The sequence below is a fragment of the Agromyces sp. NDB4Y10 genome (assembly GCF_001620055.1).
GTDB classification, from domain to species: Bacteria; Actinomycetota; Actinomycetes; order Actinomycetales; family Microbacteriaceae; genus Agromyces; species Agromyces indicus.
Map to the genome: position 1 here is coordinate 25,243 of NZ_LQGY01000032.1, position 23,130 is coordinate 48,372.

The 23,130-nt window shown below is 72.6% G+C and carries 22 protein-coding genes and 1 riboswitch; of the genes, 10 read left to right on the forward strand and 12 right to left on the reverse strand.

The window, feature by feature from the left end:
• Positions 1-12: 12 nt before the first annotated feature.
• Both AVP42_RS08280 and AVP42_RS08285 read right to left on the reverse strand, forming a co-directional pair.
• Complete coding sequence (locus AVP42_RS08280) at positions 13-909, reverse strand: carbohydrate kinase family protein (protein ID WP_067947954.1); 897 nt, start codon at positions 907-909, stop codon at positions 13-15.
• A complete protein-coding gene (locus AVP42_RS08285; protein ID WP_067947956.1) occupies positions 893-1,813 on the reverse strand; it encodes a pseudouridine-5'-phosphate glycosidase in 921 nt (306 codons plus the stop codon). The genes AVP42_RS08280 and AVP42_RS08285 overlap by 17 nt, the downstream gene beginning before the upstream one ends.
• A 43-nt stretch (positions 1,814-1,856) precedes the next feature.
• Between AVP42_RS08285 and AVP42_RS08290 the strand changes: the two genes are divergently transcribed.
• From AVP42_RS08290 to AVP42_RS08305, 4 genes are all read left to right on the forward strand, one after another.
• Positions 1,857-2,783, forward strand: coding sequence for an ABC transporter ATP-binding protein (locus AVP42_RS08290; RefSeq protein WP_067947958.1), 927 nt, complete (start codon positions 1,857-1,859; stop codon positions 2,781-2,783).
• The gene (locus tag AVP42_RS08295; RefSeq protein ID WP_082847104.1) at positions 2,780-3,661 is read left to right on the forward strand and encodes an ABC transporter permease; all 882 of its coding nucleotides are present in this window, start codon (positions 2,780-2,782) and stop codon (positions 3,659-3,661) included. The genes AVP42_RS08290 and AVP42_RS08295 overlap by 4 nt, the downstream gene beginning before the upstream one ends.
• A complete protein-coding gene (locus AVP42_RS08300; RefSeq protein ID WP_067947960.1) occupies positions 3,658-4,485 on the forward strand; it encodes an ABC transporter permease in 828 nt (275 codons plus the stop codon). The genes AVP42_RS08295 and AVP42_RS08300 overlap by 4 nt, the downstream gene beginning before the upstream one ends.
• Positions 4,486-4,592: 107 nt before the next feature.
• Positions 4,593-4,943 (forward strand): hypothetical protein, encoded by a 351-nt coding sequence (locus AVP42_RS08305; protein WP_067947962.1) that lies wholly within the window; start codon positions 4,593-4,595, stop codon positions 4,941-4,943.
• A gap of 38 nt (positions 4,944-4,981) precedes the next feature.
• On the opposite strand, the gene AVP42_RS08310 is transcribed toward AVP42_RS08305, so the two are convergent.
• On the reverse strand, positions 4,982-5,407 hold the full coding sequence (locus AVP42_RS08310; RefSeq protein ID WP_231878583.1) for a hypothetical protein: 426 nt from the start codon (positions 5,405-5,407) through the stop codon (positions 4,982-4,984).
• A 110-nt stretch (positions 5,408-5,517) separates the two neighbouring features.
• Positions 5,518-7,032 carry an MFS transporter gene (locus AVP42_RS08315; RefSeq protein ID WP_067947966.1) on the reverse strand — a complete coding sequence of 505 codons (1,515 nt, stop codon included), beginning with the start codon at positions 7,030-7,032 and terminating at the stop codon, positions 5,518-5,520.
• Between the two features lie 268 nt (positions 7,033-7,300).
• Between AVP42_RS08315 and AVP42_RS08320 the strand changes: the two genes are divergently transcribed.
• The 3 genes from AVP42_RS08320 to AVP42_RS08330 are packed head-to-tail and all read left to right on the forward strand — an operon-like array spanning position 7,301 to position 10,914.
• Positions 7,301-10,054 carry an AMP-binding protein gene (locus AVP42_RS08320; RefSeq protein WP_082847105.1) on the forward strand — a complete coding sequence of 918 codons (2,754 nt, stop codon included), beginning with the start codon at positions 7,301-7,303 and terminating at the stop codon, positions 10,052-10,054.
• A gap of 44 nt (positions 10,055-10,098) precedes the next feature.
• Positions 10,099-10,530 carry a DUF6325 family protein gene (locus AVP42_RS08325; protein ID WP_157356767.1) on the forward strand — a complete coding sequence of 144 codons (432 nt, stop codon included), beginning with the start codon at positions 10,099-10,101 and terminating at the stop codon, positions 10,528-10,530.
• A 51-nt stretch (positions 10,531-10,581) separates the two neighbouring features.
• A complete protein-coding gene (locus AVP42_RS08330) occupies positions 10,582-10,914 on the forward strand; it encodes an SHOCT domain-containing protein (protein WP_231878584.1) in 333 nt (110 codons plus the stop codon).
• Between the two features lie 39 nt (positions 10,915-10,953).
• Here AVP42_RS08330 and ribH read toward each other — a convergent pair whose 3' ends face one another.
• The 6 genes from ribH to AVP42_RS08360 all read right to left on the reverse strand — a co-directional run bounded on the left by ribH (position 10,954) and on the right by AVP42_RS08360 (position 16,965).
• On the reverse strand, positions 10,954-11,424 hold the full coding sequence (gene ribH, locus AVP42_RS08335; RefSeq protein WP_067947972.1) for a 6,7-dimethyl-8-ribityllumazine synthase: 471 nt from the start codon (positions 11,422-11,424) through the stop codon (positions 10,954-10,956).
• Positions 11,421-12,725, reverse strand: coding sequence for a bifunctional 3,4-dihydroxy-2-butanone-4-phosphate synthase/GTP cyclohydrolase II (locus tag AVP42_RS08340; protein ID WP_067947974.1), 1,305 nt, complete (start codon positions 12,723-12,725; stop codon positions 11,421-11,423). Before AVP42_RS08340 ends, ribH begins: the two co-directional genes overlap by 4 nt.
• Complete coding sequence (locus AVP42_RS08345; protein ID WP_067947976.1) at positions 12,722-13,378, reverse strand: riboflavin synthase; 657 nt, start codon at positions 13,376-13,378, stop codon at positions 12,722-12,724. The genes AVP42_RS08340 and AVP42_RS08345 overlap by 4 nt, the downstream gene beginning before the upstream one ends.
• A gap of 2 nt (positions 13,379-13,380) precedes the next feature.
• Complete coding sequence (ribD, locus tag AVP42_RS08350; protein WP_067947978.1) at positions 13,381-14,445, reverse strand: bifunctional diaminohydroxyphosphoribosylaminopyrimidine deaminase/5-amino-6-(5-phosphoribosylamino)uracil reductase RibD; 1,065 nt, start codon at positions 14,443-14,445, stop codon at positions 13,381-13,383.
• Between the two features lie 70 nt (positions 14,446-14,515).
• A riboswitch (FMN riboswitch) is annotated at positions 14,516-14,661 on the reverse strand.
• Between the two features lie 69 nt (positions 14,662-14,730).
• The gene (locus tag AVP42_RS08355; RefSeq protein WP_067947980.1) at positions 14,731-15,870 is read right to left on the reverse strand and encodes a hypothetical protein; all 1,140 of its coding nucleotides are present in this window, start codon (positions 15,868-15,870) and stop codon (positions 14,731-14,733) included.
• A gap of 69 nt (positions 15,871-15,939) precedes the next feature.
• Positions 15,940-16,965: a sugar-binding transcriptional regulator gene (locus tag AVP42_RS08360; protein WP_067947982.1), complete on the reverse strand. Its 1,026-nt coding sequence runs from the start codon at positions 16,963-16,965 to the stop codon at positions 15,940-15,942.
• Positions 16,966-17,086: 121 nt separating this feature from the next.
• On the opposite strand from AVP42_RS08360, the gene AVP42_RS08365 reads away from it, so the two are divergent.
• From AVP42_RS08365 to glpK, 3 genes are all read left to right on the forward strand, one after another.
• The gene (locus AVP42_RS08365; protein ID WP_067947983.1) at positions 17,087-18,838 is read left to right on the forward strand and encodes a glycerol-3-phosphate dehydrogenase/oxidase; all 1,752 of its coding nucleotides are present in this window, start codon (positions 17,087-17,089) and stop codon (positions 18,836-18,838) included.
• A gap of 204 nt (positions 18,839-19,042) precedes the next feature.
• Complete coding sequence (locus AVP42_RS08370; RefSeq protein ID WP_067948053.1) at positions 19,043-19,753, forward strand: MIP/aquaporin family protein; 711 nt, start codon at positions 19,043-19,045, stop codon at positions 19,751-19,753.
• A 58-nt stretch (positions 19,754-19,811) separates the two neighbouring features.
• Entirely contained in the window at positions 19,812-21,326 is a 1,515-nt protein-coding gene (gene glpK, locus AVP42_RS08375) for a glycerol kinase GlpK (RefSeq protein ID WP_067947985.1), read from the forward strand.
• Here glpK and AVP42_RS08380 read toward each other — a convergent pair.
• Both AVP42_RS08380 and trpS read right to left on the reverse strand, forming a co-directional pair.
• Complete coding sequence (locus AVP42_RS08380; RefSeq protein WP_231878585.1) at positions 21,323-22,120, reverse strand: HAD family hydrolase; 798 nt, start codon at positions 22,118-22,120, stop codon at positions 21,323-21,325. The two genes, glpK and AVP42_RS08380, sit on opposite strands and share 4 nt — an antisense overlap.
• Positions 22,117-23,127 (reverse strand): tryptophan--tRNA ligase, encoded by a 1,011-nt coding sequence (gene trpS / locus AVP42_RS08385; RefSeq protein ID WP_067947987.1) that lies wholly within the window; start codon positions 23,125-23,127, stop codon positions 22,117-22,119. Before trpS ends, AVP42_RS08380 begins: the two co-directional genes overlap by 4 nt.
• Between the last annotated feature and the right edge of the window lie 3 nt (positions 23,128-23,130).

Below are 23,130 nucleotides of genomic sequence, written 5' to 3' on the forward strand. Positions count from 1 at the left end.
GGGACGTCGGCGTCAGGCGGGCGAGCCCGCGCCGGGCGACGTGATGACGGATGCCGCGGCGGCATGCCCCGCGAGGCAGGCCGCCGTCGCATCCGCCCCGCCGATCGCGGCCGCGAGGTACCCCGCCGCGAACGCGTCGCCCGCCCCGGTCAGGTCGCGGACCCCGTCGACGGGCGCCACGGGCACGCGCGCGACGAGCACGCCGTCGTCGAACACCTCGGTCGGGCGGGGTCCGTGCTTCACGACGAGCCGACGGGCGACGGATGCCGCCACCGGGCCGCCGCCCGCGACGCCGAGCAGCTCGGCCTCGGTCTCGTTCGCGAGCAGCACGTCGGGTCGCAGCTCGGCGTACCAGCCCAGCACCCGTTCCACGCCGAGCCCGTCGAGCAGGCCGGTCGACGACGCGTCGAGCGAGACCCGGGCGCCGCGACCGCGGGCCAGGCCGATGAGCCGGCGCACCTCGGACCGCATGGGTTCGTGCTCGAGGCCGTAGCTCGGCGCGTGCAGCCACGCCGCCCCGTCGAGCCAGCCGGTGTCGACCCCGTGCAGCTCGGCCGCCGCCGCGCGATCCGGGAACATCGTGCGCTCGCCGTCGGGGGCGACGACGAGCACGACCGCGCCGGTGCGCCCGTCGCGCTGGACCCGCACCTCGGCGCCCGACGCGGCGAGGGCGGTCTCGAGCGTGCGTCCCGCGGCGTCGTCGCCGACCCGGCCGATGAATCGCGTCGGCGTGCGGGACGCCGCGTGCGAGGCGACGTTCGCCGCGCTCCCGCCGCGAGCACGGAACACCTGCGCCGCCGAATCGGTCGCGGCGCGGATCGGCTCCGTCGCCCACACGACGATGTCCTCGAGCAGGTCGCCGACGACCACGAGGACGCCCGGCGCCGCAGACTCAGCCGGCGAGGTCACGCGCGATCTCCGCGCCGAGCCGGGCGTTGCCGCGGTAGACGGCGAGGTTCACCTCGAGGCTCCGTCCGCCGGTCGCGCGCTGCACTAAGTCGAGCAGGAACGGGGTCGTGTCGTGGCCGGTGACGCCCGCGGCATCCGCTGCCGACAGCGCCTCGGCGAGGACGCGCTCGTGCTCCGCCGGATCGAGCTGGTCCGACTCGGCGATCGGATTGGCGACCAGGACGGCCGCGTCGAGCCCGAGCTCGTCGCGCGCCCGGGCGACGTCCGCGGCATCCGTCGCCGATTCGACCCGCGCCGGCACCGGGAAGCCGGAGTCGGCGACGTAGAACCCCGGGTACCGGTCGGTGCGGTAGCCGACGACGGTGATGCCGAGGGTCTCGAGCCGCTCGAGCGTCGCCGGGATGTCGAGGATGGACTTGACGCCCGCGCTCACGACCGTGATGGGCGTCGCGGACAGCGCGGGCAGGTCGGCCGATTCGTCGAAGGTCGTGTTCGCGCCGCGGTGCACGCCGCCGAGGCCTCCGGTCGAGAACACGCGGATGCCGGCGCGGTGCGCGAGCCAGGCCGTGGCCGCGACGGTGGTCCCCGCGTCGAGCCGGCGCGCGCGGGCGACGGGCAGGTCGCGGGTGCTCGCCTTCACGACGGACTCCGACGCGCACAGCAGCTCGATCTCCGAGGTCTCGAGCCCGACCGTCGGCACGCCGTCGACCACGCCGATGGTGGCGGGCTCGACGCCCGCCTCGCGGACGAGCGCCTCGGTCTCCAGTCCGACCTCGAGGTTCCGGGGGCGGGGGAGGCCGTGCGTGAGGATCGTCGACTCGAGGGCGAGCACGGGGCGTCCGGCGGCGACGGCGGCGCGCACCCGATCGGCGATGCGGATGCCGGCGGAGGGGGCGGTCTGCATGCGCCTCATGCTATGTCGGCCGCCGGGTCTAGGGTGGTGAACCGTGCCGCAGCCCGTGATCGTCGCCAGGGACCTCGTCAAGAAGTACGGGGAGTTCGCCGCCGTCGACGGGCTCTCCTTCGAGGTGGCGCCCGGCGAGTCGTTCGGGCTGCTCGGCCCGAACGGCGCCGGCAAGTCGACGACCATGCGCATGATCGGCGCGGTGTCCACGCGGACCGCGGGCGGCCTGTCGATCCTCGGGCTCGATCCCGACCGGCACGGTCCCGACATCCGCTCGCAGCTCGGGGTCGTGCCGCAGGCCGACAACCTCGACACCGAGCTGCGGGTGCGCGAGAACCTGCTCGTGTACGGCCGCTACTTCGGCCTGCCGCGTCGCGTGGTCGCCGAGCGCGCCGACGAGCTGCTCGAGTTCGCCCAGCTGTCCGACCGCGGGCAGGCGAAGGTCGACGCGCTCTCCGGCGGCATGAAGCGCCGGCTCACCATCGCGCGCGGGCTCATCAACGACCCGCGCATCATCCTGCTCGACGAGCCGACCACCGGGCTCGACCCGCAGGCCCGGCACATCCTGTGGGACCGACTGTTCCGGCTGAAGGAGCAGGGCAAGACGCTCGTGCTCACCACCCACTACATGGACGAGGCGGAGCAGCTCTGCGACCGCCTCGTCGTGGTCGACCACGGCCGCATCATGGCCGAGGGCTCGCCCGCCCAGCTCATCCGCGAGTACTCGTCGCGCGAGGTGCTCGAGCTGCGGTTCGGGTCCGACCGCAACGAGGAGGTCGCGCGCGCCCTCGAGGGGTCCGGCGACCGCATCGAGGTGCTGCCCGACCGCATCCTCGTCTACACGGCCGACGGCGAGGCCGAACTCGAGCGGATCTCCGCCGCGGGACTGCACCCGATCACGAGCCTGGTGCGGCGCTCGAGCCTCGAGGACGTCTTCCTGCGCCTCACCGGGCGGAGCCTCATCGAATGAGCGGGAGTGAGAGCGAAGCGCCGTACCGCGACCGGTCGGCGACCGATGACGCGACGACGGATGACGCACGTCGGGCCTTCGAGGGCGGCATCCGCCCGCGCCGCTTCGGTGCGTGGTACGTCGCCGAGCACCGGTTCCGGGTGATGTGGTCGTACGCGCAGACCATCCTCGTGACCGGCTTCGGCGAGCCGTTCATCTACCTGTACGCGATGGGCGTCGGACTCGCGACGCTCGTCGACCGCAACCTCTCGCTCGAGGCCGGCGGGGTCGGCTACCTCGTCTTCGTCGCGCCGGCGCTGCTGTGCAGCGCGGCCCTCACCACGGCGGTGATCGAGTTCTCGTATCCGGTGCTGCTCGGTTACAAGTGGAACCCGACCTTCACCGGCATGCACTCCGGGCCGATCAGTCCGGGGCAGATCGTCGACGGCCTCGTCATCTCGGTCGTCGTGCGCCTCGCCGCGACGGTCGCGATCTACTTCGGCTTCATGCTCCTGTTCGGCGCGGTGCCGTCGGCGGCCGGCTGGCTCGCGGTGCCGATCGCGACCCTCACGGGCATGGCCTTCGGCACGCTCCTGATGGCATACGCGTCGACCATCCGCGAGGACTCCGGCCAGCTCGCGATGGTGCAGCGCCTGGTCGTCCTGCCCCTCACCCTCTTCTCGGGCACGTTCTTCCCCTTGTCGCAGCTGCCGTGGTTCCTGCAGTGGATCGGCTGGATCTCGCCGCTCTGGCACGGCACCGAGCTCACTCGGGTCGTCACCTTCGGGTACGCCGAGCCGGTGTGGCTCACCGTGCTCCACGTGGTGGTCCTGATCGCCATGACGGTCGTCGGCTGGGCCTGGGCGCGCCGCATCGCCGTACGGAGGCTGGCCGCATGACCCTCGTCGACCACGCGCTCGAGCACCGCGGGACCGGTCGCCGCGGCGTCGGCGCGCTCTACGCCGGCAACTCGCGCGCCGTGATGTACCGCGGCTGGCGCGCGACGCGATCGACCAACTGGCTGGTCATGCTGAGCGGGCTGTTCGAGCCGATCTTCTACCTGCTCTCGCTCGGCATCGGCCTCGGCGCCCTCGTGGGCACCGTGGCCGTCGACGGCCGCGAGGTGCCCTACGCGGCCTTCATCGCTCCCGCGCTGCTCGCGGTCGCGGCGATGAACGGCGCGATCTACGACTCCACGTGGAACGTCTTCTTCAAGATCCGCTTCGCCAAGCTGTACGAGGGCATGCTCGCGACCTCCCTGGGTCCGCTCGACGTGGCGCTGGGCGAGATCGCGCTCGCGCTCCTGCGGGGAGCGCTCTACGCGGGCGGCTTCATGCTGGTCATGCAGGTGCTCGGACTCAACCTGTCGTGGTGGGCCGTGCTCGCGATCCCGGCCGTGCTGCTCATCGCGTTCGGCTTCGCCAGCATCGGCATGGCGATCACGAGCTACCTGACGACGTTCCAGCAGATGGACTGGATCAACTTCGTCATGCTGCCGATGTTCCTGTTCTCGGCGACGTTCTACCCGCTCACCGTGTACCCCGAACCGGTCCAGTGGCTGATCCAGGCGCTTCCGCTCTGGCACGGGGTCGAACTGGTGCGCGGGCTCACCACCGGCGTCGTGGGGCCCGAACTGCTGGTGCACGTGGCCTACTACGCGGCGATGATCGCCGTCGGGCTGGTCTTCACCACGAAGCGCCTGCGGGCGCTGTTCCTCGACTGACCGAACCGCCGGTCGGCGTGTGTTTCCGCGTGTGACGGCTCACCGCGACATCCGCTCGGGCCGCGCGTATCGTCGCCTGCACGTCACCGATCCGCGAGGAGCACGCCATGTCGACCCCGAAGCCGCACGCCGCCGCCGAGTCCCAGCCGGGCCTCGCAATGGGCATGCGCGGCTGCGTCGACGGCGAGGCCTGCTCGAGCCTCCGACCCGGTCACGAACTGCACCCCATGCAGGAGCGGCTCTCGCGCATCGCCGCGAGCCGGTGGCTCGACGCGGTCGTCACCGCCGTGCACGCCGACGGCGTGGTCGAACTCGTGGACCTCGACGGCGGGGCCCGTCGCGTCTGGCACCACGACGGGCTCCACCGACAGCTCGCGCCGGGCGACCCGGTCGCCTTCCACGAGGTCTACGACGTGCTCGCGCGCGGCGAGGACCGGTTCAGCGTCGCCGCGATCTGAGCACTGGCGGCCACGGGCCGACCCGGCGCACCGAATGATCAGCTCGCGGGCATCATCTCCCGCATCGAGCCCATCATCTTCTCCATGGCCGACACCGCCTGGTCGCAGGCCATCGCGCACATGCGGCAGTGCTCGCTCATCTCGGCGTGCCTCGCGCACTCCTCCGAGCAGGCACGGCACATCATGACGCAGGTCTCCATCATCGACATCATGACCTGCATGTCGTAGCCGGTCGTGCGGAGCATCATCCGCATCATGGTGTCGCACACGTCGGCGCAGTTGGAGCACATGGCGGCGCACCGGCCCATGCCCTCGCCCGCGTCCGCGTCGGCGCACATGACGCACGCCTGCATGCACGCGGAGAGCGCCTCCATGGCCTCCTGCATCATCGACATGTCCATGTCCTTCATGGGCATGTCGGATCCCGACATGGCGCCCTTCATCATGTCCATCGTCATGTTCATCCGCGCACCTCGCCGTTCCGGGGGCCGGGCGTCGACATCGCCGGCTGCGGACCCGGCGACCCCTGTCGCGCGACATGGTACGCCGGGTCCGGAACCGCCTGAAGGGGTTGCTACAGCGACGCGACCTCGGTCTCGCCCTCGGCGATGCGGCCGGTGGCCCGGTCGGCGCCGATGCCCGCGTCGTCGTAGTCGACGTCCTTGGTCTCCTTCGAGAGCAGCAGGGCGACGAGGGTGAGCACGCCCATCGTCGACAGGTAGATCCCGACCGGCCACGGCTGGCCGTCGGCCGCCGCCCAGAGCGCCACGGCGATGAGCGGCGCGACCGCGGCGCCGAGGATCGACGACACGTTGTACGCGACCGCCGAACCCGTGTAGCGCACGTTGGTCGGGAACAGCTCGGGCAGCAGGGCGCCCATCGGGCCGAACGTCGCCCCCATCAGGACGAAGCCGAAGACGAGGAACGCCTGCGCGAGCGCGCCCGTGAACTTCGGGTCGAGCTGCGGCATGAGGAACAGGTTGAACGTGAGCCCGAACACGATGATCGCCACGGTGACCCAGATGAGCAGGCGGCGGCGGCCGATCGCGTCCGCGATCGGGCCCGAGAGGAGCGTGAAGATGCCGAAGAACACGACGCCGATGATCTGCATGGTCACGAAGTCCGCATACGCGAACCCGAGGCCGGGGTAGAACTGCGCGGCGAACGCGTTCGCGTCGAATTCGGCGCCGGATGCCGCGGCCGCGGCTTCGGCGGCGGCCGACGCGGTCTCGAGGTCGGCCGCCTTCGTGCCGTACGAGAGCGTGAAGTTCGTCATCAGGTAGAAGAGCACGTAGGTGGCCAGCATGATGAACGTGCCGAGGATGAGCTCGCGCCAGTTGTGGCGGAACGCGGCGCCGAGCGGGAGCTTGCGGATCGTGCCCTTCTGGGCGGCCTTCGTGAACGCGCTGGACTCGACGAGCTTCAGGCGGACCCAGAGGCCGACGACGACCATGACGGCCGAGAAGAGGAACGGCACGCGCCATCCCCACTCGAAGAACCACTCGCGCGAGGGCGCGAGGAGGTTGATGGCGAGGAACACCCCGTTGGCGATGATGAAGCCGAGCGGCGCCCCGAGCTGCGGGAAGGTGCCGTACCAGGCGCGCTTGCCCTTCGGGGCGTTCTCGGTCGCGACGAGGGCCGCGCCCGACCACTCGCCGCCGAGCGCGAAGCCCTGCGCCAGGCGCATGATGAGCAGCAGCAGGGCCGCCCACCAGCCGATCTGGTCGTAGGTCGGCAGCAGGCCGATGAGGAACGTCGCGATGCCCATGGTGAGCAGGGACGCCACGAGCGTGGCCTTGCGCCCGTGCTTGTCGCCGAAGTGGCCGAAGACGATGGCGCCGACCGGTCGGGCGACCATCGCGGCGCCGAAGACGGCGAACGACGCCAGCAGCGCCGTGGTGTCGTCGCCGGTCGGGAAGAACAGGATCGGGAACACGAGCACGGCCGCGGTGGCGTACGCGTAGAAGTCGTAGAACTCGATGGTGGTGCCGACGAGGCTCGCGAGGATGACGCGGCCGCGCGAGTTCGCGGGCGCGACGGGCGTGGCCGGGGCGGTCGGGTTCGGGTCGGTCGAGGAGGTTGCGGTCATGGCAGGGCGGGACTCCGGTGCGTACGTGGGCCGGGGCGGGGCGCCGGGATGGGGCGCGACCCGCCGGGTGGGGTGGAACCGCTGCTTGTGGCAACCTGCTCACCCTACGCGGGGGCCGCGGCGTCGGCGAGCCGGGCGCGACGAGCGGATCGTGGCGTGCGACGAACGGCGACGTCGGCGATTTCGACGCACGACGGATGTCACGTAAGGTAAGCCTTACCTGATCTCGCCGGAGCAGTCCCGGCACCCCTCCCACGAACGGCCACACGTGCGCACGACCCTGACCCGGACCGAGCCCCACGCGCTCGACCTGCTCGGCGGCGACCCCGGCGCACCCGCACTCGTCACGCCCGCGGCATCCGTCGACTACGCCGAGCTCGCCGATCGCGTCGCCGCCCGCCGGGCGGAACTCGGCACCGGCCGACGCCTCGTCTTCCTCTCCGGCTCGAACACCGTCGAGACCGTCGTGACGTACCTCGCCGCGCTCGCGGGCGGACACCCGCTGCTCTTCACGCAACCGGACGCCGCGGGCGGATCGGCGCTCGAGGACCTCGTCGCGCGGTACGCACCCGATGTCGTCGTGCGGGTCGGCGCGGACGACGAGGTCGAGCTCGACCGGCTCCGCGACGAGAGCCGGCACGTGTTCCACCGCGACCTCGCGCTGCTCGCGAGCACGTCGGGATCGACCGGCTCGCCGAAGCTCGTGCGCCTCTCGCAGGGCAACGTGCTCGCCAACGCCCGCGCGATCGCCGACTACCTGCAGCTGACGCCGGAGGACCGTGCGGCGACGACCCTGCCGCTGCACTACTGCTACGGACTCTCGGTCGTGAACAGCCACCTCGTCGCCGGCGGAAGCCTGCTGCTCACCGACCGCTCGGTCGTCGAACCGACGTTCTGGGCCGAGTTCGACGCGCACGAGGCCACCTCGATCGCAGGGGTGCCGTACACCTACGAACTGCTCGAGGCGACCGACTTCGCGCAGCGACCGCACCCGTCGCTCCGGTACGTCACCCAGGCCGGCGGGCGCATGGACCCCGAGCGCGTGCGCGGGCTCGCGCGGCTCGGGCGGGAGCGCGGGTTCGAGCTCGTCGTGATGTACGGCCAGACCGAGGCGACGGCGCGCATGGCGTACCTGCCGGCCGAGCTGGCCGAGACCGCGGCCGGCGCGATCGGCGTGCCCGTCCCGGGCGGCTCGTTCCGCATCGACGAGCGCGTCGGCGGCGCACCCGGCGAGGGCGAACTCGTCTACACCGGGCCGAACGTGATGATGGGCTACGCCGAGACGGCCGCCGACCTCGGGCGCGGAGCCGAGGTCGACGAGCTGCGGACGGGCGACCTCGCGCGCCGCCGCGACGACGGGCTCTACGAGATCACCGGCCGCCTCAGCAGGTTCGTGAAGGCGTTCGGACTGCGGCTGGACCTCGACCTCATCGAGCGACGCCTCGCCGAGGCCGGCGTCGAGGCGCGCGTGGTGGGCGTCGACGAGCACCTCGCCGTGTTCGTCCGCGAGGAGCGATCGGTGGCGCGGGCCCGCGACGCGGCCGCGCGGATCACCGGCCTGCCCGCGCACGGCTTCGACGTGCACGCCATCGCCGAATTCCCGCGCACGCCGAACGGCAAGCCGGACCACGCCGCGCTCCGGGCGCATGCAAGCCTGCTGCGAGCGACGGATGCCGCGGATGCCGCCGCCGTGCCCGCCGGCGCGACCACCGCCGAGGAGCTGCGCGACCTCTACGCCGAGCTGCTCGGCCGGCCCGACGCCACGCCGGACGACAGCTTCACCAGCCTCGACGGCGACTCGCTCAACTACGTCGAGCTCGCCCTGCGACTCGAGTCGCGCCTCGGGGCGCTGCCGACGGACTGGCCGAGTCGGAGCATCGCCGAACTCGCCGGCGCCCCGGCGCCCGCCGGCATCGGGGCCGACGCCGCAAGCACCCCCTCGCCGTCCGCCTCGGCGGTCGACGCCGGGGCGCCGACCGCTGCGGGGCGCGCGGCGACGCGACCGGCACGACGGAGTCCAGGCCGCGTCGACCGTCCGGGGCCGGCACGCCGCCGCATCGCCCACGTCGAGACCTCCGTGGTCCTGCGCGCCGTCGCGATCGTGCTCATCGTCGCGACGCACGCCGACGTCATCCAGCTCCAGGGCGGCGCCCACCTGCTGCTCGCCGTCGCCGGCTTCAACCTCGCCCGCTTCCGGCTCACGCCCGGGCGGCTCGGCGGCGAAGCGGGCGCGGCCGGCACCCGGGCGGCCCGGATGCGGCGCGTCGGCGGCCTCCTCCGGAGCGCCCGATCGATCGCCGTGCCCGCCGTGCTCTGGCTCGGCGGGGTCGCGCTCATCGCCGGCACGTACGACCCGGCGACGGTGCTCCTGTCGAACTGGCTCGCCGGAGCCGACGGCGGGTGGAGCGACCAGTGGCACCTCTGGTTCCTCGAGGCGCTCGTCTGGGCCATCCTCGCCGTCGCGGCGATCATGGCCGTGCCGCGGCTGGACGCGCTCGAGCGCCGGCGCCCGGTCGCCTTCGCCGCGGTCGTCCTCACGGCCGCGCTCGCGCTCCGGTACGCGGCATCCGGCGGTCTCACCACGCCGTCGCCGGTGCACTACGCGCTGCCCGGGGTCGCCTGGCTCATCGCGCTCGGCTGGTTCATCGCGCGAGCGACGACCACGCGACGCCGGGTGGCCGCGAGCGTCATCGCGCTCGTGACCGTGCCCGGCTTCTTCGGGGATCCGATCCGGGAGGCCGTCGTGCTCGTGGGTCTCGGCCTGCTCGTCTGGGTCACGAGCCTGCCGGTCCCGGTCCGCCTCGCCGCGGGCCTCGGCACCGCGGCATCCGCCTCGATGTTCGTCTACCTGACCCACTGGCAGGTGTACCCGCCGATCGAGGAGGTGTCGCCGCCGCTCGCGATCGTCGCGTCGTTCGCCGTGGGCATCGCCGCCTGGTGGGCCTGGAACCGGGCGAGCGGATGGCTCGCCTCGGTTCGGGTGGGACCTTCGGCACATCGGCAGCGCTCCACCCGGGATTGAATCGTGATCGCGCGCACGCGCGACATCCGGGGGCAGGGGGAACCATGGCCGAATTGGACTACGGGCCGGTCGACATCTACGTCGTGAGCTTCGAGGGGGATCGGCCGGACGACGCGACGCTGTCGGCGCTCGGCGAGCTGATGCTGGGCGACGAGATCCGGTTGCTCGACCTGCTCATCGTCGCGCGCGGCGACGACGGCACGGTCACCGTCCGCGAGTACGAGGAGTTCCGCGACGACTTCGGGTTCACGATCGTCGAGCTCGAGGCCTCCGGCGTGATCGGCGACGAGGACATCGACGAACTCGCCGAGGCGATCCCGCCCGGCACGGCGGGTGCCGTCATGGCGATCGAACTGCTGTGGGCGAAGCGGCTCGCGTCCGCCTTCGCCGCATCCGGCGGCGAGGTGCTCCAGGTGGAGCGCATCCCCGCGACCGTCGTCAACGAGGTGTTCGCCGCAGCGGCGAACGTGGAATAGGGGAGGACCGTCATGCCACTCGGCAGGGGAGGCCGACCAGGACTGATCGGCATGGCCGCGCGGACGGCCGTGGTCGCAGGCACCGCGACCGCGGTGAGCGGCAACGTCGCCCGTCGGCAGCAGCAGCGCTACGCGAACCAGCAGGCCGAGCAGCAGGCGGCGGCGCAGCAGCAGTGGGAGGCCGAGCAGTACCAGGCCCAGCAGGCGGCGGCCGCGCCGCAGTACGCGCCACCGCCTCCGCCGGCGGCTGCGCCCGCGGCGGCGGCGCCGGCGCAGGGCGGCGTCGACGTGGTGGCCGAGCTGCAGAAGCTCGCCGCGCTGAAGCAGCAGGGGATCCTGGACGACGCCGAGTTCGCGGCGGCGAAGGCGAAGCTGCTCGCGTGACGACCTGACCGGCCGGCGCCGCTCGTCGCCGCCGGCTGATCAGGCGCGCAGCGCCTGCAGCGCCTTCGCGGTCACGATCGCGGCCTCCGCGGCCTCGCGGCCCTTGTCCTCCTTGGACCCGGGCAGGCCGGCGCGGTCGAGGCCCTGCTGCTCGTCGTCGAGCGTCAGCACGCCGAAGCCGACGGGCTTGCCCGTGTCGAGGGCGACGCGCGTGAGCCCGTCGGTCGCGGCCGACGACACGTACTCGAAGTGCGGCGTGCCGCCCCGGATGATCACGCCGAGCGCCACGACCGCGTCGGCGCCCGCCTCGAGGGCCGCCTTCGACACGACGGGCAGCTCGAAGCTGCCGGGGACCCGGACGAGCTCGAACTCGGCGCCGGCGCGCTCGAGGGTGCCCGTCGCGCCCGCGATGAGCCCGTCGGTGATCTCGTCGTGCCAGCTGCCCGCCACGACGACGACCCTCAGGCCGCGGCCGTCGACGTCGAGTTCGGGGGATCCGGCTCCGCTCATGATGCGTGTCCTCTCAGCAGTGCGTCCGCGGCCGCCTCGGTGAGCTGGCCGTCGTCGATCGAGTGTCCCATGCGGGTGCGCTTGGTCTCGAGGTAGCCCGCGTTGACCGCTCCGACGCCCACGACGAGCGGCAGACGGTCGGCGACGCGGATGCCGTGGGCCTCGAGCTGGCGGACCTTCTCCGGGTTGTTCGTGAGCAGGCGCACCTGCTCGACCCCGAGGTCGTCGAGGATCGCGCTCGCGGCGCTGAAGTCGCGCGCGTCGATCGGGAGCCCGAGGGCGAGGTTGGCGTCCAGGGTGTCGAGTCCGCCCTCCTGCAGCCGGTAGGCGCGGAGCTTGTTGATGAGCCCGATGCCGCGGCCCTCGTGACCGCGCAGGTAGACGACGACGCCGCCGTGCTCGGCGATCGTGGCGAGGGCCGTGTCCAGCTGCGGGCCGCACTCGCACTTGAGCGAGCCGATCGCCTCGCCCGTCAGGCACTCCGAGTGCACGCGGGCGATGGCGCCCGCAGGGTCGGCGGTGGGATCGCCCGCGATGATCGCCAGGTGGTCCGCTCCCGTGCTGCGGTCGCGGTAGGCGCGGACCCGGAAGGTGCCGTGCACGGTCGGCAGGTTCGTCTCGACCTCGAACTGCACGCGCGGCGACTCCGCGATCGGCTCGGGCGCCTCGCCGGCGGCGAGGTCCTGCCCCTCGTGGTGCTCGCGGAGCCAGGCGATGAGCGCCTCCACCGTCGTGACGGGCAGACCCTCCTGCTCGGCGAACGCGATCAGCCGCGGCAGGCGCATCATCTCGCCGTCGTCGTCGACGAGCTCGCCGATCACGCCCACGGGGGACAGGCCGGCGAGGCGCATGAGGTCCACGGCGGCCTCGGTGTGGCCCGCGCGCTCGCGGACCCCGCCGTCGACCGCGCGGAGCGGCAGGATGTGCCCCGGACGGATGAGCCGTTCGGGCGTGGCGTCCGGGTCGGCGAGGATCCGCAGCGTGTGCGCCCGGTCGGACGCCGAGATGCCCGTGGAGATGCGGTCGGCCGCGTCGACGGAGACCGTGTAGGCGGTGCCGCGCACGTCCTCGTTGCGCTCGACCATCAGCGGCAGGCCGAGGCGGTCGGCGAACGCGTTCGGCATGGGCGCGCACAGGTAGCCGCTCGTGTGGCGCACCATCCAGGCGATCCACTCCTGCGTCGCGAACTCCGCGGCCATGATCGCGTCGCCCTCGTTCTCGCGGCCCTCGTCGTCGGCCACGATCACGGGCTTGCCGGCGCGCAGGGCCTCGAGGACCTCGGGCATCGTCGCGAGGCTCATCGGACGCCTCCGATCGACGGCTCGGCGAGCGAGGACGGCAACGCCCGGTGCGCATCGAGCCGCAGCATCCGCTGCACGTGGCGTGCGAGCACGTCGGTCTCGAGGTTCACCCGGTCGCCCGCCTCGAGTCGGCCGAGCGTGGTCGCCGCGAGCGTCTCGGGGATGAGGGACACCTCGAACCAGGAGCCGTCGGGCTCGTCGCCGAGCGCGCTGACGGTCAGCGAGACGCCGTCGACCGCGATGGATCCCTTGTCGACGACGAGTGCGGCGAGCGCGGCGGGCAGCGAGAAGCGGATGACGCGCCACTCGTCGCCCGGGCGCACCTCGAGCACCTCGGCGGTGCCGTCGACGTGCCCCTGCACGATGTGGCCGCCGAGCCGGTCGCCGACGAGCGCGGCCCGCTCGAGGTTCACCGGTCGCCCCTCGGCGACGTCGTCGAGCGTCGACATGCGGAGCGTCTGGGCCATGACGTCGGCGGTGAACGACTCCGCGTCGGCGTCGACCACGGTGAGGCACACGCCCGACACCGCGATGGAGTCGCCGTGGCGGACGCCCTCGACGACCTTGGGGCCGCGGACCGTGAGTCGCACGACGTCGGCGTGCGGTTCGACGCGCGCGACGCTGCCGAGCTCCTCGATGATTCCGGTGAACATGCTCAGGCCTTCTCTCGGGTGGATGGGTCGGGGTGCGCCGCCGTGCGCGGCCGGGCGACGACGAGCAGGTCGTCGCCCAGGCGCACGAGGTCGGCGAAGTCGTAGCGGAGGGTGTCGGCGATGGTGGTCACGCCGACGTCGGCGACGGCGGTCCTGGGGCCGCCGATCACCGCGGGGGCGAGGTACACGAGCAGTTCGTCGGCGAGTCCGGCCGCGAGGAACGCGCTCGCGAGCGTGGGTCCGCCCTCGATGAAGAGCGAACGGATGCCGCGCCGCTGGAGCTCCGCGAGGTCGGCGACGAGGTCGTCGCCCGTGAACCGCAGCAGGTCGTGCGGATGCCGCTCGAGGGCCGCCCCGGCGGGGATCTCGCGTCGACCGAAGACGACCGGGACGGGCTGGGCGTCGAGCAGCGAGCCGTCGGCGTCGCGGGCGGTGAGCGACGGGTCGTCGGCGAGGACGGTGCCCGTGCCGACCGCGATGGCGTCGGCGGCGGTGCGGCGCCGGTGGACGTCGGCCCGGGCCTCCGGACCGGTGATCCAGCGGCTCGATCCGTCGGGCGCGGCCACGCGGCCGTCGAGGCTCGACGCCCACTTCACGGTGATGCGCGGTCGGCGGTGCCGGGCGGCGAAGAGCCAGTCGTCGAGGAACGCCTCGACCTCGTCGGCGAGCAGGCCGGCCTCGGTCTCGATGCCCGCGTCGCGGAGCGTGCGGGCGCCGCCCGCCGAGTGGTCGCCGGGGTCGTCGACGGCGTAGACGACGCGCGCGACGCCCGCCGCGATGAGCGCCTGGGCGCACGGGCCGGTGCGGCCGGTGTGGTTGCAGGGTTCGAGCGTCACGACCGCGGTCGTCCCGCGGGCGCCGTCCGGGCCGAGCCGTTCGAGCGCGTCGACCTCCGCGTGCGGGGTTCCGGCGCCGCGGTGCCACCCCTCGGCGAGGGGACGGCCGTCGGGGGAGAGGATGACGCAGCCGACGCGGGGGTTCACCCCTCGGGCCGGGCCGCGCTCGGCGAGTTCGAGCGCCCGGCGCATCGCCGCGGCATCCGTCGCCGCTCGCGTGGCCGTGGACATCGGGTGCCTGCCTTCCAGGCTCCGGGGGTCCCGACGACGCGGGAAACGCCGGCGACGCGCTGCGTCGCCGACCCGTGCCGCCTCCCATCCGGACTTTCACCGTCGGTACCGGAGTTCCACCGGTTCAACCGTTCGCGCGCGGCCGGACGGCCACGCGCTCCCGGCTCGCGGACTATCACCGCCGGTTCGGACTTGCACCGACCCCGGAGCACGTTTCGATTCGATTCTAGGTCAACGCCGGAGGGCGCCCGGTATTCCCGGGCTCGCACGCCCCGCACGCGACGGTCAGCGGCAGGCCGCCGCCGCGGCGATCTGCGCGTCGCTCGGCCGTCCGTACGCCTCGATGCCCGATCCGGGCACGTCGTAGCCCATGCCGATCGCCCAGGCCGTGGCCCACGCCTCGTGGTCGCCGGAGAACTCGGGCCCCGCGAAGATCGCATGGCAGGCCTCGCGCAGCACCTGTGTGTGGCCGACCTCGTGCACGACCACCGCCTTGGCGTTCTCGTCCCACGACCAGGCGTCCTCGATGCTCTCGCTGAGCGAGACGAGGCCCCAGCCGTCGCCGTCGTCGAAGAACTCGGCGGTGCCCGAGTACCAGCCGTCGCTCGAGTAGCCGCCGACGACGTAGTCCCAGGCGAAGTCGATCTCGACCCCGAACGAGATCGACCGCGCGAAGGCCTCGATCTCGGCGCGCACCGGGAACGACCGGCGCCGCTCCTCCTCGGCCTGGTGCGAGGAGCGGACGGCGGCGACGCTCGTGGCGAGGTCGGTGAGCCGCACGGTCGTGCCCGAGCCGCCCGACGCGTCGTCGAGGGCGGCCTGCAGGGCGGCGCGCGTGCGGTAGGTGGCCGAGGGGCTCGCGGCGAGGACGGACGCCGCCGCCTCCTCGGCGCCCGTCATCAACGCGTCCGCGGCATCCGACACCGTTCGGACGGCGCCCGCGACGCGCTCGGTCGATGCCTCGATGCGCTCGGACGCCGCGACGCGCTCGGGGATGAGCTCGACGAGTTCCCACAGGTCGCCGTACCGGTCCCACGCGGGCGCGAGTTCGGACGGCGCCGTGAGCGAGGCGATCGTGGCCGCCCCCGCCGGACGGTCGGCGACGACCTCGGCCGCCTCGGCGACCGCGGTCTGGAGCGCCGTCCGGTGCTCCTCGCTCACGAGGTCGCCGGCCGCCACCTCGAGGAGGCGCTCCGCGCGGGCCAGCACGGCCTCGCCGTGGTCGACGGCGGCGCCGTGGTCGACGGTGGCCTCGTCGTACCGCCCGTCGGCGGCCGACCACTGCGGCCAGACCTGGGCGTGGGCGAGGGACGAGCCCACCTGGTGCCCGGCGAGGGCGACCGCGATGACCGCGGCGACGGCCGCGGCGGCTCGGATGCCGGCGGAGCGACGCCCTCGGGCGGGGGTGGCGTCGGACGGGTGCATGGGGTCCTCTCGTGTGCGGCCGTCCGGGGCCGCGAGCCTCACGCTACCGGTCGGAATCCCGCTCGTGGATCACGATTGCGTCGCGTCGCCGGATGTCGTCGGTGGGGTCTCGATGAGCCCGCGCGCGGTGCCCTCGTCGACGATGAGGTCGGTCACCAGTCCGGCGGCCAACGCGCCCCTCAGGCTCGGCAGCTTGGCGGCACCCGCCACCACGCAGATGCGGCGCGGCGCTCGGCGCAGCACCGCGAAGTCGGGCCCGGTCGCGCGCGCGTTGAGCGCGATGCCGTCGGTCGAGCCGTCGGCCCGGTAGAAGACGGTGGCGACATCGCCGACCACGCCGTCGCGGCTGAGCGCCTCGTAGTCGGTGCGCTCGAGGTAGCCGCCCTGGTAGACGTGGCTCGGCACCTCGGCGAAGGGGGAGCCGACGCCGAAGATCGCGACGTCCATCGCGGCCTGCAGGTCGAGCAGGCGCCGGGTGCTGCGCTCTCGCCAGAACGCCTCCTTGGTCGCCGGGTCGTCGAAGAACGCCGGCACCGGGAACTGCTGGACCCGCGCGCCGAACGCGTCGCCGAACCGGCGCAGCAGTTCGGAGGCGTAGAGGATGCCGGTGGTGCGGAGGTTGCCCGCGCCGTTGAGCTGGACGACCTCCGAGTTGTGGGTCGCCTTCGGCGCGAGGTGCCGGCTCATGGCGCTCATCGTCGAGCCCCAGGCGATGCCGATGGTCTGGTTCGAGTCGATGAACCGGTTGAGAATCCGTGCAGCAGTGAGGGCCACGCGCTCGAGGCGGTCGACGTCGCTCGCATGGTCGGGCACGGGCACGACGTGCGCGGACACCTCATGGCGCTCGAGGATCTCCTGCTCCAGCCGGCTCGGCAGGTCGAGGGGCGAGTGGATGGAGATCTCGACGAGTCCCGTCGCGCGGGCGTGGCTGAGCAGGCGCGACACCGAGGATCTCGAGGTGTGCAGCTCCTTCGCGATGGCGTCCATCGTGAGGTCCTGCAAGTAGTAGAGGTGGGCGGCGCGCAGCGCGTCGCGGGTCTTGCCGTCGGGCAGCGCGCCGTCGAGCGCGGGCCCCGTGGCATCCGTCACCGTCATCCCGGACTCCCTTGCACGTTTGTTCATTCCGGTTGCAAGCATGTGCGCGTGTGCACACGATGTATTCATCCACAGCCGGGCACCCACCGCAACCCGGCGTGACCAGCTCGAAAGGACAGCGATGTCGCCCACCACGTCGCCGACGACGCCCCGCTCCACGCCCGCCCGCCGCCCGCGCGCCGAGATCGCCGAGCTCCGCGCCCGACCGACCGCCGAGGTCGTCATCATCGGCGGCGGCATCAACGGCATCGCCACGTTCCGCGACCTCGCACTGCAGGGCGTCGACGTCGTGCTCGTCGAGCGCGACGACTTCGTCTCGGGCGCATCGGCCGCCTCGAGCCACATGATCCACGGCGGCATCCGCTACCTCGAGAACGGCGAGTTCCGGCTCGTGCAGGAGTCGGTGCAGGAGCGCAACGGCCTGCTCCGGATCGCCCCGCACTACGTGAAGCCGCTTCGCACGACCGTGCCGATCTTCTCGACCTTCTCCGGCATCCTCTCGGCGCCCCTGCGGTTCCTCACCCACCGGCAGGGCGCGCCCACCGAGCGCGGGGCGGCCCTCATCAAGGCCGGCCTCACGATCTACGACGCGTTCTCGCGCGACGGCGGCAGCGTGCCGCGTCACCGGTTCCTCGGCCGGAAGCGGTCGCTCGCGGAGCTGCCCGCCCTGAACCCCGCGTTGAAGTACACCGCGACCTATTACGACGCCAGCATGCACGACCCGGAGCGGCTTGCCCTCGACGTGCTGCACGACGGCCTCGCCGCCGGTCCGCACGCACGTGCGGCGAATCACCTCGAGGCCGTCGGCTTCGGCCCGGCCGGAGTGCGCGTGCGCGACGGCGTCACGGGCGACGAGTTCGACCTCGCCGCCGACGTGGTGGTCAACACGTCCGGTCCCTGGACCGACCTCACGAACGCGCAGCTCGGCCGCGAGACCCGCTTCATGGGCGGCACCAAGGGGTCGCACATCGTGCTCGACCACCCCGAGCTGCTCGAGGCCACGGGCGGTCGCGAGATCTTCTTCGAGCACGAGGACGGCCGCATCGTCCTGATCTACCCGCTGAAGGGCCGCGTCATGGTCGGCACGACCGACCTCGAGCACGACATGCGCGAACCCGCGGTCTGCACCGAGGAGGAGGTCGACTACTTCTTCGACCTCGTCGCGCACGTTTTCCCAGGCATCCGCGTCGACCGGTCGCAGATCGTCTACCGCTTCTCGGGCGTCCGTCCGTTGCCGCGCCACGACGACACGAACCCCGGCTTCGTCAGCCGCGACTACCGCATCGAGCGAGCGGATGTCGCGGAGCGACCGGGCACGACCCTGCTGAGCCTCGTCGGCGGCAAGTGGACCACCTTCCGCGCGCTCGCCGAGCACCTCGCGGACGAGGTGCTCGGGCTCATCGGCCGCACCCGGGTGCGGTCCACCCGGGGCCTCCCGATCGGCGGCGGTGCCGGGTACCCCACGACGGATGACGCGCGGCTGGTCTGGATCGCCGGGCACGGCGACGGCGTCGGACGGGAGCGCGCCGAGCAGCTGCTCGAGCGCTACGGCACGCGCGCCGCCGCGCTCATCGCCGCGGTCGAGGACGGTCCCGAGACGCCGCTCGTCGGACACGACGGGTACAGCCGCGAGGAGATCGCCTGGATCACGCGCCATGAGCGCGTCGTGCACCTGGCCGACGTGGTGTTCCGCCGGACGAGCCTCGCCTTCACCGGCGCCCTGACGCCGGCGCTCCTCGACGAACTGGCCGACGTCGTCGGCCGGGAGCTCGGCTGGGACGAGGGGACGCACCGGGCCGAGGTCGAGGCCACGCGGCGCGTGCTCGCCGAACGGCACGGCGTGCACCTCGCCGAGCCGTCGCTGGTCGAGTAGCGCGCCGGAGGCGCAGGTCTCGAACTTGCACAGACGTGCACGTCGGACCGCCCGTTCCGGGCGGCTCCGGCGGGTACGTTTCATCGGGGCCGAGCGGCCCCGCCCCCGGAACCGGCCACCGACGGCGGTGGTCCGGATGAACGAAAGAAGGTCAACGTGGACAATCTCGGTGTCGTGTTCCTCTCGGAACTCATCGGCACGGCCATGCTGCTGCTCCTCGGCTGCGGCGTGGTCGCCAACGTCGCCCTGGCGAAGACGAAGGGCTTCGCCGGCGGCTTCCTCATGGTCAACTTCGGCTGGGGACTCGCGGTCTTCGCGGGTGTCGTCGTCGCCTACGCCTCGGGTGCGCACCTCAACCCGGCGGTGACGCTCGGCCTCGTCGCGAACGGTGCCAGCGAGTTCGGACAGGGCGTCCCCGTGGACGTGCTCTCGGTCGTCACCTACATCGGCGCGCAGCTCATCGGCGCCTTCCTCGGCGCGACCGGCGCCTGGCTGGCCTACAAGCAGCACTTCGACGACGAGCCGGAGCCCGCCACCAAGCTCGGCGTGTTCTCGACCGGTCCGGCGATCCGCTCGTACGGCTGGAACCTCGTGACCGAGATCATCGGCACGTTCGTCCTCGTGTTCGTCGTGATCGGCTTCGGCCGCAACGGCGACGCCTCGGGCCTCGCGGCCCTCGGCGCCCTGCCCGTCGCGCTGCTCGTCGTCGGCATCGGCGCCTCGCTCGGTGGCCCGACCGGGTACGCGATCAACCCGGCTCGCGACCTCGGCCCGCGCATCGCCCACGCGGTGCTGCCCATCAAGGGCAAGGGCGGCTCGGACTGGGCCTACTCGTGGGTGCCCGTCGTGGGCCCCATCATCGGCGGCGTCCTCGCCGGTCTCGCCGCGATCCCGCTGCTCCCGCTGCTCGGCTGACCCCGCGGCATCCGCTCACCCCCTCACCCAACCCCCCTGAACACGATGGAGTCCTCAGATGGCTGACCACATCCTCGCGATCGACCAGGGCACGACCTCGTCGCGCGCGATCATCTTCGACAAGTCCGGTTCGATCGTCTCGACCGGCCAGCTCGAGCACGAGCAGATCTTCCCCAAGGCCGGCTGGGTCGAGCACGACCCGATGGAGATCTGGCGGAACACCCGCGAGGTCATCGGGCAGGCGCTCGGCAAGGCCGACCTGACCCGCCACGACATCGCCGCGGTGGGCATCACCAACCAGCGCGAGACCGCCGTCGTCTGGGATCGCACCACCGGCGAGCCCGTCTACAACGCGATCGTCTGGCAGGACACGCGCACCCAGCCCATCGTCGACCGCCTCGCGGCGGACGGCGGCGTCGAGCGCTTCAAGGCCAAGGTCGGCCTGCCGCTCGCGACGTACTTCTCGGGCACGAAGATCGTGTGGATCCTCGAGAACGTCGAGGGCGCGCGCGAGAAGGCCGAGGCCGGCGACCTGCTGTTCGGCACGACCGACACGTGGGTGCTGTGGAACCTCACCGGCGGGGTCGACGGCGGCGTGCACGCGACGGATGTCACCAACGCGAGCCGCACGATGTTCATGGACCTCGAGACCCTGCAGTGGGACGACGAGATCCTCGGCATCTTCGGCGTGCCGCGCTCGATGATGCCGGAGATCCGCTCCTCCTCCGAGGTGTACGGCACGGTCGAGGAGTCGAGCCTGCTGCGCGAGACGCCCATCGCCGGCATCCTCGGCGACCAGCAGGCCGCGACGTTCGGCCAGGCCGCGTTCGCCGCGGGCGAGGCCAAGAACACCTACGGCACCGGCAACTTCCTCATCTTCAACACGGGCGAGGAGATCGTCCACTCGAAGAACGGGCTGCTGACGACGGTCGGATACAAGCTCGGCGACCAGCCCGTGCACTACGCACTCGAGGGGTCGATCGCCGTCACCGGATCGCTCGTGCAGTGGCTGCGCGACAACCTCGGTCTCATCTCGTCGGCCGCCGAGGTCGAGGAGCTCGCCAAGTCCGTGGAGGACAACGGCGGGGCGTACTTCGTGCCCGCCTTCTCGGGCCTGTTCGCGCCGTACTGGCGTCCGGACGCGCGCGGTGCCCTCGTGGGCCTCACGCGCTACGTGAACAAGGGCCACATCGCCCGCGCCGCGCTCGAGGCCATCGCCTTCCAGACGCGCGACGTGGTGGAGGCCGTGAACGCCGACGCCGGCATCGACCTCACCGAACTCCGCGTCGACGGCGGCGCGACGGCGAACGACACGCTGCTCCAGTTCCAGGCCGACATCCTGGGCGTGCCGGTCGTGCGACCGGTCGTCGCGGAGACCACGGCGCTCGGTGCCGCGTACGCCGCCGGGCTCGCGGTCGGGTTCTGGTCGGACCTCGACGACCTCGCCAAGAACTGGCAGGAGGACCGCCGCTGGACGCCGTCGATGGACGCCGACGAGCAGGGCCGCCTGGTCCGCAACTGGAAGAAGGCCGTCACGAAGACCCTCGACTGGGTCGACGACGACGTCCGCTAGTCGGCGCCGAGCCGCGCGGCGAGGAGCGCGGGCAGCTCGGCGAGCGTGCGGATCTCGTGCACGCCCGCCGCAGCGGCATCCGCGGCCTCGTCGCCGGCGGGGCGCAGGCCGGGCCGGTTGAGCCAGACGCCGACCAGCCCGGCCTCCGCCGCGCCGATCGCATCGGTGCGCAGCCGGTCGCCCACGTAGGCGGCGCGAGACACGGGCCCGTCGGCCGCGAACCGCGCGACCGCCGCTGCGAAGATGCGTCGGTCGGGCTTCGCGACGCCCTCGGCACCGGATGCCACGAGGTGGGCGATGCGCCCCGGGTGACCCACCTCGAGTCCGAGCCGCACGAGCTTGGCGAGCTGGAACTCGAACTCGCCGTTCGTGATGATGCCGAACCGCACGCCGGGCAGCACCGCCTCGAGCACGTCGAGCGCGGGGTGCACGTCGTCGTGGAGGGCCCATGCCTCGCGGTACCGCTCGAAGTACGAGCCGAACCAGGCGCCCGCCGCCTCATCGTCGATCTGCTCGCCGTGGGCCAGCGCGAAGTCGGTGGCCCGCGCCCGACGCTGCTGCTCGAACGTCAGGTCTCCGGCGAGGTACGCATGGTAGTGCCGCTCCTCGAGCTCGTGCCACAGCGCCTGCGCCGCCGCGAGGTCGCCAGCGTAGGCCCGCTCCCGCATGTGCAGCGCGATGCCGGCGGCGACCGCCTCGCGATGCGCCATGAGCGTGTCGTCGAGGTCGAACAGGACGACCGGCCCGCCCCCGGCTGTTCCGACCGCACTCGACGCGGAGTCGGCGTTGCTCACCGCCGGCGGAGGAAGCCCACGCGGTCGTACACCCGGGCGAGCGTCTGCTCGGCCCGCTCGGACGCCTTGTCGGCCCCGATCGCGAGCAGCCGGTCGAGCTCGGCCGGGTCCTGCATCAGATCGAGCGTGCGCTCCCGGATCGGCGCGACGCGCTCGACGACGACCTCGGCGAGGTCCTTCTTGAGGTCGCCGTAGCCGCGACCGTCGTACTCCGCCTCCAGCTCGGGGATCGTGCGCCCGGTGACCGTCGCGTAGATGTCGAGCAGGTTCGCGATGCCGGGCTTCGCCTTCGGGTCGTAGCGGATCTCGCGCTCGGTGTCGGTGACCGCGCTCCTGATGCGCTTGGCGATGACCTTCGGGTCGTCCATCAGGTTGATCAGCCCGTTCGGGCTCGACGCCGACTTGGACATCTTGGCCGTGGGCTCCTGGAGGTCGTAGATGCGAGCCGACTCCTTCGGGATCATCGCCTCGGGGACGACGAACGTGTCGCCGAACCGCGAGTTGAAGCGGCCCGCGAGGTCGCGCGTGAGCTCGAGGTGCTGACGCTGGTCGTCGCCGACGGGCACCAGGTGCGTGCCGTACAGCAGGATGTCGGCGGCCATGAGCACCGGATAGGTGAACAGGCCGACGGTCGTCGCCTCGGCGCCGTACCGCGTCGACTTGTCCTTGAACTGGGTCATGCGGCTCGCCTCGCCGAAGCCCGTGAGGGTGCCCAGCACCCACGCGAGTTCGGTGTGCGCCGGCACGTGCGACTGCACGAAGAGCGTGGAGCGCTCGAGGTCGACGCCGGCCGCGAGGTACTGCGCGGCCGTGCGGCGGGTCGCCTCGCGCAGCGCGTCGGGCTCCTGCGGCACCGTGATCGCGTGCAGGTCGACCACGCAGTAGATCGGGTCGTGGTCGTCCTGCAGGGCGACCCAGTTCACGAGCGCGCCGAGGTAGTTGCCGAGGTGGAGCGAGTCGCCGGACGGCTGCATGCCGGAGAAGACGACGGGACGTGCGGAGTTCATGGA